Below are 12,763 nucleotides of genomic sequence, written 5' to 3' on the forward strand. Positions count from 1 at the left end.
GATGAGCGTAGCCAAGTTTGTCGCGGCCAACGGCCGCGAAGCCATGCGCCAGGTGCGCGAAGCCATGGGTCCGGACGCCGTGGTGCTGTCCAACCGCACCGTCGAGGGCGGCGTGGAGATCGTCGCCATGCGCGATACGGATCTGGGCAGCGTGCAGGCCACCGCGCAGGTCTACGTGCCACCCGCGCCGGTGGTCGAGCCCGCCGCTATCGGCGACCTGCGCGGCGAGCTGCAATCGATGCGCGCGATGCTGGAGCGCCAGCTGGCCGGGATCAGCCCTGCCCCAAGCGCGGTTCCAAGCGCGGCAGCGCACGGCGTGGCCGCCAGCGACCCGCTGCGCGAATCCCTGTTTGAATGGATGGTCGGCGCCGGCTTCTCCGGGCAACTGGCGCGCACGCTGCTGGCGCGGCTGCCGCTGGGCTACGACCGCCCCGCGGCCATGGGCTGGATCCGCACCGAACTGGCAAGCAAGCTGCCGGTGCTGGGCGATGAGGACAGCCTGTTCGCGCAAGGCGGCGTGCTGGCACTGGTGGGTCCCACCGGCGTAGGCAAGACCACCACCACGGCCAAGCTGGCGGCGCGCTTCGTGCTGCGCCACGGCGCCGACAAGCTGGCGCTGCTGACCACCGACAGCTTCCGTATCGGCGCGCACGAGCAACTGCGCATCTACGGCGACATCCTGGGCGTGCCGGTGCATGCGGTAAAGGATGCCGCCGACCTGCGCTTCGCGCTGGCGGCGATGAAGGACAAGCACCTGGTGATCATCGACACCGTCGGCATGAGCCAGCGCGACCGCAGCCTGTCGGAACAAATCGCGATGCTGGCCGGCGTGCCGGCGCCGGTGCAGCGCGTGCTGCTGCTCAATGGTGCCAGCCACGGCGATACCCTCAATGAAGTGGTGCATGCCTACCGCCATGACGCCGCGCCCGATGGCGGCGGCATCGACGGCTGCATCATCAGCAAGCTGGACGAAGCCACCCACCTGGGCTCGGTGCTGGACGTGGTGATCCGCCACCGCCTGCCGGTGTTCTACGCCTCTACCGGACAGCGCGTGCCCGAGCACCTTGAGCTGGCCAACAGCACCGCGCTGGTGGAGCGCGCCTTCCTGACGCCGCGCCGCGGTTCGGTGTTTGCCGATGCCGACGCCGCACGCCGGCGCAGCGCCGGCACCGACGACGAGGCGCCCGCGCGTGGCGGCGCCGACGAGGTGCTGCGCTCGCTGACCGACAGCGCCGACGCGCTGAGCCAGTGCGTGGCGGAACTCAATGGCGCGGGCCTGGGCCTCGACCTGGCCCGCTCGCTGTGGCAACAGCGCAGCGCCGGCGCCCCGGCCCTGCGCGCGATGTCGCAGCAGGTGCGCGAAGCGGTCTGCCGCGACGTGACCCGCCAGTGCGAGCAGTACGTGCTGGCCTGCGCCGCCACGCTGCAAGTGGCCGTGCCCGGCCGCCGCACGCCGCAGCCGATGCAGCACACGCTGTGGCTCGCCGACCGCGACGGCATGCCGCTGGCCGCCACTGTGACCCCGACCGGCCGTGCCGGCCAGCCGTTGGGCGAGGCCGAGACCGATGCCGCCAGCCTGCGCGCCGCCATGAGCGCCGCGCGCAAGGTGGTCAACCTGATCGATGCCGTGCCGACCGCCGCCACGCTGGCACGCTGGCAGCAGGCCGGCGAGCGCTGGGTGGCCGGCGCGCGCAAGACCGCGCGCGTGGTCAGCGCCGGCGCCGCCTGGAAGCTCGATGCGCTGGCCGACACGCTGACCTTCCACGCCGTGGGCGAGGACACCGTGCGCGAGCGTGAAGCCGTGCGCTGGCTGGCCAGCGCCGAAGTGCGCGTGCCGGACAGCCCGGCGCGTGGCAAGGGCACGCCCGAAGGCGGCATCGATGCCTGCCTGGTGGTGGCACGCCTGGCCGACCGCGCCACCGGCGAACTGCTGGATACCCGCTACCTGCTGTGCGATCCGGCGCTGGCGCAGGACGCCGCACAGGTAGCGCGCTGGGCCCTGTGGACCGACGCAGCCGATGCGCGCCTGCGCACGCTGCGCCACGCCATCGACCACTTCGCCCAGGACGCCGAAAACGGCCACGCCGCCGGCGCCGCGCTGGCCGCGTTGCAGCTGGGCCTGTCCGTGCTGCGCCTGGAACACGCGCCGACCGCGGCCGCGCCCGCCTTCCTCGCGCGCCTGGCTGGCCGCACCGTGCGCCAGGGCGTGCCGGTGCCGGGCACGGTGCTCAATGAAGGCATGGGCCGCATGCTGGCATTGCTCGACGTGCTGGAAAACTATCCGGGCCGCGGCAGCGCCGTGTCCGCTGAAACGATGGAGGTGCTGCAGTGAGCGCCCTCGCCATGGACCAGGCCGAGAGCCTGCGCCGGATGCTGGCGCCGCGCACGACGCGCCGCATCGCCGTGGTCGCCAGCGAACGCGGTGCCGGCGCCACCACCGTGGCGCTGGGCTTGTCGCACGCGCTGGCCATGCAGGGCGAACGCGTGCTGCTGGTCGACGAAGACGCCGCCGCGGCGCGCGCCACGCGGCTGTCCGGCGCCAGGCCCGCCGGCACCCTGGCCGATGTCAGCGCAGGCCGACTGCCGCTGGACGCTGCGGCAGGCACCGGTCCCGGTGGCGTGCTGTCGGTGCTGCAGGCTGGCCGGCCTGTGCCGGGCAGCGCCTTGCCGGCTGCTGCTGCGAGCGGTTTCCGCAGCGTGCTGGTGGATGCCTGCGTCGATGCCGACGGCGCGCTGTCGGCGCTAGCGGGCAGCGCACACAATGTGCTGATCGTGATGCGGCCTGAGCTGGCGTCGATCACCGCCGCCTATGCCTGCATCAAGCGCCTGCACCACTTGTATGCCTGGCGCCAGTTCCACCTGATCGTCAACATGGCGGCGAGCGAGGCTACGGTGCAGGCGATCCTGCGCAACCTGGCGCGCACGGCCAGCCAGTACCTGGGCGTCGAGGCGCTGTGCGCGGGCTGGCTGCCGTCGGACCCGCTGGTGGCGCGCGGCGTGCAACTGGGGCGCTGCGTGGTCGAGGCGTTTCCGGCGGCGCCGGCCACCACCGCGCTGCGCCGCACCGCCGGCAGCATCGGCGCCTGGCCGCTGCGCGCGGACACGTCCGCCCCCGCGCCCGCAGCCGCAATGGCCTGAGCCTGCCAGCCATGCCATCCAACCGAACCAGACCCTGAGCCAGCCCCCGCCGCACGTTGCGGCGGTCCAGCAATCCAGCATTCACGAGAATTGCACCATGTACACGATCCAGGGAAAGCTCGAACAGGCCGATGTGGTCAAGGCGCATGCACAGCTGGTGCGCCGCATCGCCCTGCAACTGGCCGCCAGGCTGCCTGCCAGCGTGCAGATCGACGACCTGATCCAGGCCGGCATGATCGGCCTGCTGGATGCCGCCAAGCGTTATGAAGACACCCACGGCGCGCGCTTCGAAACCTATGCCAGCCAGCGTATCCGCGGCGCCATGCTTGACGAGGTGCGCGCCAACGACTGGCAGTCGCGCAGCCTGCGCCAGTTCACCCGGCGCATCGAGCGCACGCAGCGCGGGCTGGAGCAGAAGCTCGGGCGCGCACCGGTCGACTCCGAAGTGGCCGAGGCCATGGAGATGGCGCTGGACGAATACCAGTTGCTGCTCAATGAGGTCTATGGCTGCCAGCTGCTGCACTACGAGGATTTCGAGCGCTCCGGCGAAGAAGACTTCCTGGACCGGCACCTTGGCGGCAGCGATGACGGCAACCCGCTGACCGTGCTGATGGAAAGCGGCATGCGCGAGGCGCTGATCCGCGCCATCGACCGGCTGCCGGAGCGCGAGAAGCTGGTGCTGTCGCTGTGCTATGACCAGGAACTGAACCTGCGCGAGATCGGCGCGGTGCTCGATGTGACCGAGTCGCGCGTGTGCCAGATCCGCGGCCAGGCGATCACGCGGCTGCGCAACCAGTTGCGCGGCTTGCTGTGATGCAGGCGCTGGGCCGCGCCGCGCGCGGCGCTTGCTGGCTGCTGGCTGCCGTATCGGCCTGCGCCTGGGCCGCCATTGAGGGCGGCACCCGCCATGCCTGGACCGGATCGGTCAACGGGCCGGCACTCCACTGCCGCGGACAGCGCGCGGTGTCGCCGCCGATCCTGCCCACCGGCGTCTTGCCGCAGTCAGAAGGGGTCATCACCTCGGTGCGCTGGCGCTACAGCTTCGCCAAGACCCCACCGCTGGAACTGCAAGCCTATCTCTGCAATGCCCAGCGCTGCGTGCTGCTGCCGCAGGCGGAAGGGAAGACCGATGCGTTCTTCGGGGATGATGCCACCAAGGGCTTTGTATTTGCGTTCCGGGTGCCGGGGCAGGGGAGCCTGGTGCCGGTGCTTCAGGGGCGGAGTAATGAGGTGGTGGTGGGGTTTCGGTAGGAGTGAATGTTCCGTTCTTTCGTCACTTCTGAATAAGTGACGAAAGAACGGAACATCTGGCGATCCCCTCAACCCGCCGCCAGGCTCACCCCACCCACCCCAGCCGCCGCCTTCCCATCCTTCCCATACAACCCCGCATCCCCGCCACTATGCTGGCGCAGCGCCTGGATGGCTTCACGGGTGAAATCGAGGTGGGCGTCCACAACCGCCCCGTTGAGCGCATTGGCGTCACGCGCGGTGCGGGCCGCAAAGATCAGCCCGCGCCAGGCATCGGCCACCGCCGGGTCGACCTGGCGGCCGAGCAGCTGGCCTTCGGGGCCGGCGCGCAGGCCCAGCGCGCCCATCTGGGCTTCGCGGGCCTTGAGCTGGCGGGACAGGGCCTGGCCCAGTTCAACCTTGCGCGTCAGCAGTCCGCTCAGGGACTGGAAGTCGCCCCGCTTGAGGGCGTCGCGCTCTTCGGCGAGGAGTTGGCCGAAGGCCTGGATGCCTTCGGTTTCGCGCTGCAGGGACTGGATCAGGCTCTGGTTCATTTGGGCTATCGCGGTTCGGCCTGGCCAAGCTCGCGCAGGGTCGCGAGCAGGCCGTCGGCAATCTTGCCCGGGTCGATCTTGATCCGGCCCTCGGCGATGGCCTGGCGGATCTCTTCGACCTTGGCGGTGTCGATATCGTCGTCCGCGGGCTGCGTCAGGCGGGCGCTGATGTCGCGCACCTGGGCGGCCAGCGGGCTGACGCTCAGGCCGGCGGACGGCGCCGCGGCGCTGGCCGGCGCGGCCTGGGGCCGGGCGGCGGCGGCGTCCGCGGGGGCGTCGGCGGGCCGGGACGAGGCGGTGTGGTTGATCTTCACGGGGCGTTCCTTGCTGGTTTCCTATGGCATTACGGTCGCGCCGGCGAATTCTTTAGGGCGCTCGCCCCGATTTCGCCGCGCGGCGGTTTCGGCGGCATTTTCGCATGCCGCCCGCCACGGGTTTCCAGTCTTTTGGCCACGATCAAGGCACTTTCGGCGGGTTACTGCAGCACCACGGTGTCACCGCTGCGCACCAGCCCGTTGACCACCTGGCCGCTGCGCAGGCGCACCTGCACGGTGTTGCCGGTGGCGGCGTCGGCCAGCACCTTGCCTTCGCTGGTGATCTGGAAGGCATCGCCTTCCACGGCCACGGTGACGGTCTGGCCCTGGCGCACGGCGATGGCCTTGCGCAGCAGGTCGGCGCGTATCGGCGAGCCGGCGGCAATACGGTTGGCGGTGAGCGCGCCGGCAAGCTGCGCCGGGTCGGTGATCACCGCGCGCGGCAGCGTGCCCAGGTCGCCCTGGCGGACTTCGATATCGGCCTGGCCGACCGGCTCGCCCGGGCCCAGCGCGCGCGCGGCGACGTAGTAATCGGTCAGCACCGCCACGCGCGCCTGCATGTAGCGCACCCACGGCCGCTCACCGCCGCAGCGCACGCCGACGGAGACGCGGCCCCACGGCGACGTGCCGGCGGGCAGGAACGGGTCGGGCGCAAGGCAATCCGGCGCGCGCCCACCCGAAGGCGGTGCCACCTGCACGCTGACCTTGCCCGGCAGGCCGGCGGTCTGCTGCAGCAGGAAGCGTTCCACGGCAACGCGCGCGGGGTCTTCGGCAAAGGGGCTGGCAGCGGGATTGCCTGCATGAGCGGCCTGCTGCTGCCCGTGCGCGGCCGGCGCCTGCATGGCGACGGGCATGACCTGCGCGGGCGCGGCACCGGCGGCGGCCGGGCCAAGCAGGCAGGCCGCCAGCAGGGCTTGCGCCAGGCTGCGGGCGTTGCGGCGATTCTGTTTCATCTGGACTTCCCGGCAAGGACGGCACGGCATGCACGGCATGCCTGGCGCCCGGCCCCGTGACTGGCTGCGCGCCCCGTCTACATCTGTCATCGGGGTCCCATTGTAGGCAGCCCCTCGCGCGAGGGCGGGCCGAAATGCATGGATTTCCCGTCCTTATTCATCCGATTGGCGTGACAGGTCGCCGCCTAAGATGGCAACCCTGAAGAAGGTCGTTCGCTCCGTTCATGTGAGCAGGGAGATGCCAGGATGATTGACAGACTCGACGCGGCACTACGTTTCCAGCAGGAAGCGCTGAGCCTGCGCAACCAGCGGCAGTCGGTGATTGCCTCCAACATCGCGCACGCGGACACGCCCGGCTACAAGGCGCGCGATTTTGATTTCTCCAGCACGCTGGCGCAGAGCGTCGAACGCGGCCACCGCAATGAAGGCATGTCGCTGTCCACCACCTCGGTGCGCCATCTGCCCGCGCAGGCCCCGGGGCGCGAGGAATTCGACCTGGCCTACCGCATCCCGCTGCAGTCCAGCGTCGACGGCAACACCGTGGAAATGGATGCCGAGCGCGTGGCCTTCGCCGACAACGCCGTGCACTTCGAGTCCGGCCTGACGGTGATGAATTCCAAGATCAAGACCATGCTGGCCGCGATCCAGCAATAAATCGAGCAGTAAGGGAGAGAGCGCATGCCGGCAATGAACATCTTCGACGTCGCGGGCTCGGCCATGGCCGCGCAGTCGCAGCGCATGAACGTGACCGCTTCCAACCTGGCCAATGCCGACAGCGTGGTCAGCCCCGACGGCCAGGCCTATCGCGCCAAGCAGGTCGTGTTTGGCATGGCGCCCACGCCGGGGCAGACGGACATCGGCGGCGTGCAGGTGCGAGGCGTGTCGGAAGACCCGTCGCCGCCGCGCATGGTGCACAACCCCACGCACCCCATGGCCAATGCCCAGGGCTACGTGGTGATGCCCAACGTCAATCCGGTGGAAGAGATGGTCAACATGATCTCGGCCTCGCGCTCCTACCAGGCCAATGTGGAAGTGCTCAACACCGCCAAGAACATGATGCTCAAGACGCTGACGATCGGCCAGTGACAAGCCCCGGCCTGTATCGGCAACGCCTCCACCAGCACGCAGACAACGAACCGACATGACAACCACCTCCGCGGTAGGCAGCAACACCCAGGGCATCAACGACGCCCTCAAGAGCGGCAGCGCCAGCGCGTCCGAGCTGCAGAACAACTTCCTGACCATGCTCGTCACGCAGATGAACAACCAGGACCCGCTCAATCCGATGGACAACGCGCAGCTGACCTCGCAGCTGGCGCAGATCAGCACGGTCAGCGGCATGCAGACCATGAACGCCACGCTGTCGCAGTTGCTGTCGCAGGTCAGCGCCAGCCGCGCCATGGACTCCGCAGCGCTGATCGGCCATACCGTGATGGTGCCGGGCAAGCAGGTGTCGGTGGCAGGCGGCGTGCCGGGCAAGTTCGGCCTGGACCTGCCGTCGACCGCGGATGCGGTCACCGTCGACGTGCTCGACAAGGACGGCAACGTGGTGCGCACCATTGACATGAAAGGGCAGACCGCGGGCGTGCACAACGTCGCATGGGACGGCAAGAACAACGCCGGCGCGGCCGTGGCCGACGGCGACTACACCTTCAAGGTGACCGCCACCGCCAACGGCACCTCGGTGCAGCCGGTGGCGCTGGTCTACGGCAAGGTCCAGAGCATCAGCGGCGACGCCAGCGGCGTGCTGGTGGACCTGGGCGACGGACAGACCGCGAACGTCGACGACGTGCGCCGCATTCTCTAGTACGCAGGTGCCGGCAGCGCACAGGCGCCGGCCGGCTTCAACGACAGCCTAGTCAAAAGGAAGCAATCATGGGTTTCGGTCAAGGGGTAAGCGGCCTGAACGCCGCCGCGTCCAATCTGGACGTGATTGGCAACAACATCGCCAATGCCAACACGGTTGGCTACAAGCAATCGGCAGCGCAGTTTGCCGACATCTACGCGGGCACCAAGATCGGCCTGGGCGTGCGCGTGAACTCCGTGGTCCAGTCGTTCAACCAGGGCAATATCGAGGCCTCCGGCCGCTCGCTGGATGTGGCCATCACTAACGGCAATGGTTTTTTCCGCCTGACCAGCCCGGAAGGCGCGGTCTACTACTCGCGCAATGGCCAGTTCCAGCGCCAGGAAGACGGCCGCATCACCAATATGCAGGGCCTGCAAGTGACCGGCTATCCGGCAGGCGTGGCTGGCGGCGCAGGCGTGCAGCCGCAGCCGCTGGTCATCAGCAACGCCCAGATGGAGCCCCGCGCCACCAGCAGCATCACCGCCAAGTTCCAGCTGGATTCGCGCGCTACTGTGCCGACGCAGGCCTTCGCCAGTGCGGCCGGCTCGCCGCCGACCAGCAATATGTTCAACTACAGCACGGCGATCAACGTCTATGACTCGCTGGGCAACAAGCAGCAGCTGATGGCGTACTTCGCCAAGTCGGCAGGCGCCCCGACCGTCGCTGGTGGCACCGACTGGCGGATGTACGTGACCGACGTCAACGGCAACGCGGTCGGCGGCGCACCGGTCACGCTCGCGTTCGACAACGCGGGCGCTCTGCAGTCGCCCGCGGCCGGCGCCGTCACCCTGACCCAGCCGGCCGTCAACGGCGCGCAGGCCATGGCGATGAAGCTGGACCTGACCGGCACCACCCAGTTCGGCGCCGACAACGACGTCAAGCAGCTCAGCCAGAACGGCTACACCTCGGGCAGCCTGCTGGGCTTCTCGGTCAATGGCGACGGCACCATCACCGGCAACTATTCCAACGAGCAGACCAAGCCGCTCGGCCAGATCGTGATGGCCGCATTCGGCAACGTCGAAGGCCTGAAGCCGGAAGGTGACAACGTGTGGTCGGCCACCGGTGCCTCCGGCCAGGCGCTGGTCGGCGTGGCCGGCGGCAGCATGGGCACGCTGCGCTCCAATGCGGTGGAAGCTTCCAACGTGGATCTGTCCGGCCAGCTGGTCAACCTGATCGTTGCGCAGCGCAACTACCAGGCCAATGCGCAGACCATCAAGGCGCAGGACACGGTCATGCAGACCCTGGTCAACCTGTGACCGCCACGCTGAGCTGAGCCGCCGCCATGGACCGCATGATCTACACCGCCCTGTCGGGCGCCAAGCAGATACTCGACCAGCAAGCGGCGGTATCGAACAACCTCGCCAACGTCTCCACGCCGGCCTTCCGCGCGCAGGTCAACCTGTATCGCGCGGTGCCGGTGGTCGGGCCGGAGGCGGGCACGCGCGCCTTTGCGCTGGCCTCGACTCCCGGTGCGGACATGCGCGCCGGCCCGCTGACCTACACCGGCCGCACGCTCGATGTGGCGCTGCAGGGCAATGGCTGGCTGGTGGTGCAGGCACTGGATGGCAGCGAAGCCTATACCCGTGCCGGCGCGCTGCAGGTGGCGCAGGACGGCCAGGTGCAGACCATCTCCGGCCTGCCGGTGATGGGCGACGGCGGTCCGCTGGCGGTGCCGCCGGGCTCGCAGGTAACCATCGGCACCGACGGCACCATCACCGCGCGCGGCCCCGGCGAAGCCTCTGCCGGCCTGGCGCAGGTGGGCCGGCTGCGCGTGGTCAACCCGCCCAACGATGCCATCGCGCGCGGCGACGACGGCCTGTTCCGCCTGCGCCCCGGCGCGCAGCCGCTGGAGGCCGATCCCACCGTGCGCGTGATCTCGGGCGCGCTGGAAGGCAGCAACGTCAACCCGACCGAGGCCATGGTCGAGATGATCGCCAATGCCCGCCGCTTCGAGATGCAGATGAAGATGATCCAGGGCGCCGACGGCAACGAGCAGCGCGCCAACCAGCTGCTCTCGACCAACTGACCTGAATGACTGACCGGCACGGCGCGCCGTGCCAGCACCAACGCAAGGACCCCCATGATCCGCTCTCTCTGGATTGCCAAGACCGGCCTCGATGCGCAGCAGACGCAGATGGACGTGATCTCGAACAACCTGGCCAACGTGTCGACCAACGGCTTCAAGCGCGGCCGCGCGGTGTTCGAGGAACTGATGTACCAGACCATCCGCCAGCCCGGCGCGCTGTCATCGGACCAGACCACGCTGCCTTCCGGCATGCAGCTGGGCACCGGCGTGCGCCCCGTGGCCACCGAGCGCATCCACACCCAGGGCAACCCGCAGCAGACCGGCAATGCCAAGGACGTGGCCATCCTGGGCCAGGGCTTCTTCCAGGTGGCACTGCCCGACGGCACCACCGCGTACACGCGCGACGGATCGTTCCAGGTGGACCAGAACGGCCAGCTGGTGACCTCCAGCGGCTTCGTGATCCAGCCTGCCATCACTATCCCGGCCAACACGCTGTCGATGACCATCGCGCGCGACGGTACCGTGTCGGTGACGCAGCCGGGCTCCAGCGCCAACGTGCAGGTGGGGCAGCTGCAGCTGGCCACCTTCATGAACCCGGCCGGCCTGGAAAGCATGGGCGAGAACCTGTACGTGCAGACCGATGCCTCGGGCGCGCCCAACACCACCGTACCGGGCCTGAACGGCGCTGGCGTGGTGCAGCAGAACTACGTGGAAGCGTCCAACGTGAACGTGGTGGAAGAGCTGGTCAGCATGATCCAGACGCAGCGCGCGTATGAGATCAACAGCAAGGCCGTGCAGGCATCCGACCAGATGCTGCAGCGCCTGTCGCAACTGGGTTGACTGGTGTGAACATGGCCACCTTGCTTTCCCGCCTGGGCGCGCATGCGCTGGTTTGCCTGGCCGGCGTGGCAATGCTGGCCAGCGGCGGCTGCGCGCTGATGCCGCGCGAGCCGCTGGTGCAACTGCCCACCACCGCGCGCGCAGAGCCGCGGCCGATGGGTCCGGCCACCGGTTCGATCTTCGCGTCCTCGTATGCCGGCAACCCGCTGTTCGAGGATCGCCGTCCGCGCAATGTCGGCGACATCCTGACGATCGTCATCACCGAGAACGTCAACGCCAGCAAGAACTCGGGCACCAACGCCAGCCGCAACGGCAACACGTCGCTGGCATTCGACGCCGTGCCCAAGGCGCTGGCCGGGCTGTTCAGCAGCAGCTCGAACGCCAGCATCAATGGCGCCAACACGCTCAAGGCCAGCGGCGGCGCCAGCGCGGCCAACACCTTCAACGGCACCATCACCGTCACCGTGCTTGAGGTGCTGGCCAACGGCAACCTGGTGGTCTCCGGCGAAAAGCAGATGGCCATCAACCAGGGTGCCGAGTTCATCCGTTTCTCCGGCGTGGTCAACCCGCGCACGATCACCGGCGACAACGCCGTGCCCTCAACCCAGGTGGCCGATGCGCGCATCGAATACACCGCCAAGGGCGTGATCGACGAAGCGCAGAACATGGGCTGGCTGCAGCGCTTCTTCCTCAATGTTTCTCCGTTCTGACCGCGCCATGTCTGCTCCGATGCTCGCCCGTTTCCTGTCCCGCCTGCTGCGCCTGAGCGTGATCAGCCTGGCGCTGGGCGTGGCCTTTGGCGCCTTTGCCAGCGTCGCCAAGGCCGAGCGCCTGAAGAACCTGGCCACGTTCCAGGGCGTGCGCGAGAACCCGCTGGTGGGCTACGGCCTGGTGGTCGGCCTGGACAACACCGGCGACCAGACCATGCAGACGCCGTTCACCACGCAGAGCCTGACCAACATGCTCTCGCAGCTGGGGATCACGCTGCCGGCCGGCAAGAACATGCAGCTCAAGAACGTGGCGGCGGTGATGGTGACCGCCTCGCTGCCCGCGTTCGCGCAGCCCGGCAGCCAGCTGGACATCGTGGTGTCGTCGATGGGCAATGCCAAGAGCCTGCGTGGCGGCACGCTGCTGATGACCCCGCTCAAGGGCGCCGACGGCCAGGTCTATGCCATCGCCCAGGGCAATATGCTGGTGGGCGGCGCGGGCGCGTCAGCCAACGGCAGCAAGGTGCAGATCAATCAGCTGGCGGTGGGGCGCATCGCCAACGGCGCGATCGTCGAGCGCGCGGTGGCGCCGTTCCAGCCGGATGGCGGCGTACTCAACCTGGAACTGAAGGACACCGATTTCGGCACCGCCGAGCGCGTGGTGGAGGCCATCAACCGCTCCATGGGCGGCGGCGTTGCCGCGGCGCTGGATGGCCGCGTGGTGCAGGTGCGTGCGCCGGCCTCGGCGGCTGCGCGCGTGGGCTTCCTGGCCCGCATCGAGAATATCGACGTGACCCCGGCCAAGGCCGCGGCCAAGGTGATCCTGAACGCCCGCACCGGCTCCATCGTGATGAACCAGGCCGTGACCGTGGAAGACTGCGCGGTGGCGCATGGCAACCTGTCGGTGGTGATCAACACGCAACCGGTGATCAGCCAGCCCGCGCCGTTCAGCGGCGGCCAGACAGTGGTGGCGCCGGTGTCGCAGATCGACATGAAGCAGCAGGGCGGCTCGCTGCAGATCGTCAAGGCGGGTGCCTCGCTGGCCGCCGTGGTCAAGGGGCTGAACGCGCTGGGTGCGACTCCGGCCGACCTGCAGACCATCCTGGAGGCCATGCGCGCGGCCGGGGCGCTGCGTGCCGAGCTGGAAGTCATCTGACC

15 protein-coding genes are annotated in these 12,763 nt (G+C 69.0%); 12 read left to right on the plus strand and 3 right to left on the minus strand.

Annotated features, from left to right (window positions below):
• Position 1 precedes the first annotated feature (1 nt).
• The 4 genes from flhF (at position 2) to AC3WLE_RS10580 (ending at position 4,389) form a co-directional block, all read left to right on the plus strand.
• Positions 2-2,332 carry a flagellar biosynthesis GTPase FlhF gene (gene flhF, locus AC3WLE_RS10565; RefSeq protein WP_492357516.1) on the plus strand — a complete coding sequence of 777 codons (2,331 nt, stop codon included), beginning with the start codon at positions 2-4 and terminating at the stop codon, positions 2,330-2,332.
• Between the two features lie 11 nt (positions 2,333-2,343).
• Positions 2,344-3,138 carry a MinD/ParA family ATP-binding protein gene (locus tag AC3WLE_RS10570; RefSeq protein WP_492352794.1) on the plus strand — a complete coding sequence of 265 codons (795 nt, stop codon included), beginning with the start codon at positions 2,344-2,346 and terminating at the stop codon, positions 3,136-3,138.
• A gap of 97 nt (positions 3,139-3,235) precedes the next feature.
• Positions 3,236-3,952, plus strand: a complete 717-nt coding sequence (locus AC3WLE_RS10575) for an RNA polymerase sigma factor FliA (RefSeq protein WP_013951952.1) — start codon at positions 3,236-3,238, stop codon at positions 3,950-3,952.
• Positions 3,952-4,389 (plus strand): flagellar protein FlhE, encoded by a 438-nt coding sequence (locus tag AC3WLE_RS10580; RefSeq protein ID WP_492318127.1) that lies wholly within the window; start codon positions 3,952-3,954, stop codon positions 4,387-4,389. Before AC3WLE_RS10575 ends, AC3WLE_RS10580 begins: the two co-directional genes overlap by 1 nt.
• 68 nt (positions 4,390-4,457) lie before the next feature.
• Here AC3WLE_RS10580 and AC3WLE_RS10585 read toward each other — a convergent pair whose 3' ends face one another.
• The 3 genes from AC3WLE_RS10585 to flgA form a co-directional block, all read right to left on the minus strand.
• Positions 4,458-4,919: a flagellar protein FlgN gene (locus tag AC3WLE_RS10585; protein ID WP_492318126.1), complete on the minus strand. Its 462-nt coding sequence runs from the start codon at positions 4,917-4,919 to the stop codon at positions 4,458-4,460.
• A gap of 5 nt (positions 4,920-4,924) precedes the next feature.
• Positions 4,925-5,233: a flagellar biosynthesis anti-sigma factor FlgM gene (gene flgM / locus AC3WLE_RS10590; RefSeq protein WP_492357205.1), complete on the minus strand. Its 309-nt coding sequence runs from the start codon at positions 5,231-5,233 to the stop codon at positions 4,925-4,927.
• Between the two features lie 161 nt (positions 5,234-5,394).
• Complete coding sequence (gene flgA, locus AC3WLE_RS10595) at positions 5,395-6,186, minus strand: flagellar basal body P-ring formation chaperone FlgA (protein WP_492357204.1); 792 nt, start codon at positions 6,184-6,186, stop codon at positions 5,395-5,397.
• Between the two features lie 246 nt (positions 6,187-6,432).
• On the opposite strand from flgA, the gene flgB reads away from it, so the two are divergent.
• The 8 genes from flgB to AC3WLE_RS10635 all read left to right on the plus strand — a co-directional run bounded on the left by flgB (position 6,433) and on the right by AC3WLE_RS10635 (position 12,761).
• A complete protein-coding gene (gene flgB / locus AC3WLE_RS10600) occupies positions 6,433-6,840 on the plus strand; it encodes a flagellar basal body rod protein FlgB (RefSeq protein WP_010812668.1) in 408 nt (135 codons plus the stop codon).
• Between the two features lie 24 nt (positions 6,841-6,864).
• Complete coding sequence (gene flgC / locus AC3WLE_RS10605) at positions 6,865-7,272, plus strand: flagellar basal body rod protein FlgC (RefSeq protein WP_010812667.1); 408 nt, start codon at positions 6,865-6,867, stop codon at positions 7,270-7,272.
• Between the two features lie 55 nt (positions 7,273-7,327).
• Positions 7,328-7,993, plus strand: a complete 666-nt coding sequence (gene flgD, locus AC3WLE_RS10610) for a flagellar hook assembly protein FlgD (RefSeq protein WP_010812666.1) — start codon at positions 7,328-7,330, stop codon at positions 7,991-7,993.
• Between the two features lie 68 nt (positions 7,994-8,061).
• The gene (gene flgE, locus AC3WLE_RS10615; RefSeq protein ID WP_492357203.1) at positions 8,062-9,288 is read left to right on the plus strand and encodes a flagellar hook protein FlgE; all 1,227 of its coding nucleotides are present in this window, start codon (positions 8,062-8,064) and stop codon (positions 9,286-9,288) included.
• A 26-nt stretch (positions 9,289-9,314) separates the two neighbouring features.
• The gene (locus tag AC3WLE_RS10620) at positions 9,315-10,058 is read left to right on the plus strand and encodes a flagellar basal body rod protein FlgF (RefSeq protein ID WP_492357202.1); all 744 of its coding nucleotides are present in this window, start codon (positions 9,315-9,317) and stop codon (positions 10,056-10,058) included.
• Between the two features lie 54 nt (positions 10,059-10,112).
• Complete coding sequence (gene flgG, locus AC3WLE_RS10625; RefSeq protein ID WP_010812663.1) at positions 10,113-10,898, plus strand: flagellar basal-body rod protein FlgG; 786 nt, start codon at positions 10,113-10,115, stop codon at positions 10,896-10,898.
• A gap of 11 nt (positions 10,899-10,909) precedes the next feature.
• Positions 10,910-11,608 (plus strand): flagellar basal body L-ring protein FlgH, encoded by a 699-nt coding sequence (gene flgH, locus AC3WLE_RS10630; RefSeq protein WP_492318120.1) that lies wholly within the window; start codon positions 10,910-10,912, stop codon positions 11,606-11,608.
• Complete coding sequence (locus tag AC3WLE_RS10635; protein ID WP_410054210.1) at positions 11,592-12,761, plus strand: flagellar basal body P-ring protein FlgI; 1,170 nt, start codon at positions 11,592-11,594, stop codon at positions 12,759-12,761. Before flgH ends, AC3WLE_RS10635 begins: the two co-directional genes overlap by 17 nt.
• Positions 12,762-12,763: the final 2 nt, after the last annotated feature.

The organism is Cupriavidus sp. FW306-1B-F12B (assembly GCF_058781795.1).

Coding starts and splice junctions, on each gene's coding strand:
- flgE (WP_492357203.1), top strand. CDS start 8,062: ATGGGTTTCGGTCAAGGGGTAAGCGGCCTGAACGCCGCCGCGTCCAAT.
- flgH (WP_492318120.1), top strand. CDS start 10,910: ATGGCCACCTTGCTTTCCCGCCTGGGCGCGCATGCGCTGGTTTGCCTG.
- AC3WLE_RS10580 (WP_492318127.1), top strand. CDS start 3,952: ATGCAGGCGCTGGGCCGCGCCGCGCGCGGCGCTTGCTGGCTGCTGGCT.
- flgA (WP_492357204.1), bottom strand. CDS start 6,186: ATGAAACAGAATCGCCGCAACGCCCGCAGCCTGGCGCAAGCCCTGCTG.
- flgD (WP_010812666.1), top strand. CDS start 7,328: ATGACAACCACCTCCGCGGTAGGCAGCAACACCCAGGGCATCAACGAC.
- AC3WLE_RS10585 (WP_492318126.1), bottom strand. CDS start 4,919: ATGAACCAGAGCCTGATCCAGTCCCTGCAGCGCGAAACCGAAGGCATC.
- flgG (WP_010812663.1), top strand. CDS start 10,113: ATGATCCGCTCTCTCTGGATTGCCAAGACCGGCCTCGATGCGCAGCAG.
- flgC (WP_010812667.1), top strand. CDS start 6,865: ATGCCGGCAATGAACATCTTCGACGTCGCGGGCTCGGCCATGGCCGCG.
- AC3WLE_RS10620 (WP_492357202.1), top strand. CDS start 9,315: ATGGACCGCATGATCTACACCGCCCTGTCGGGCGCCAAGCAGATACTC.
- AC3WLE_RS10635 (WP_410054210.1), top strand. CDS start 11,592: ATGTTTCTCCGTTCTGACCGCGCCATGTCTGCTCCGATGCTCGCCCGT.
- flhF (WP_492357516.1), top strand. CDS start 2: ATGAGCGTAGCCAAGTTTGTCGCGGCCAACGGCCGCGAAGCCATGCGC.
- flgB (WP_010812668.1), top strand. CDS start 6,433: ATGATTGACAGACTCGACGCGGCACTACGTTTCCAGCAGGAAGCGCTG.
- AC3WLE_RS10575 (WP_013951952.1), top strand. CDS start 3,236: ATGTACACGATCCAGGGAAAGCTCGAACAGGCCGATGTGGTCAAGGCG.
- AC3WLE_RS10570 (WP_492352794.1), top strand. CDS start 2,344: ATGGACCAGGCCGAGAGCCTGCGCCGGATGCTGGCGCCGCGCACGACG.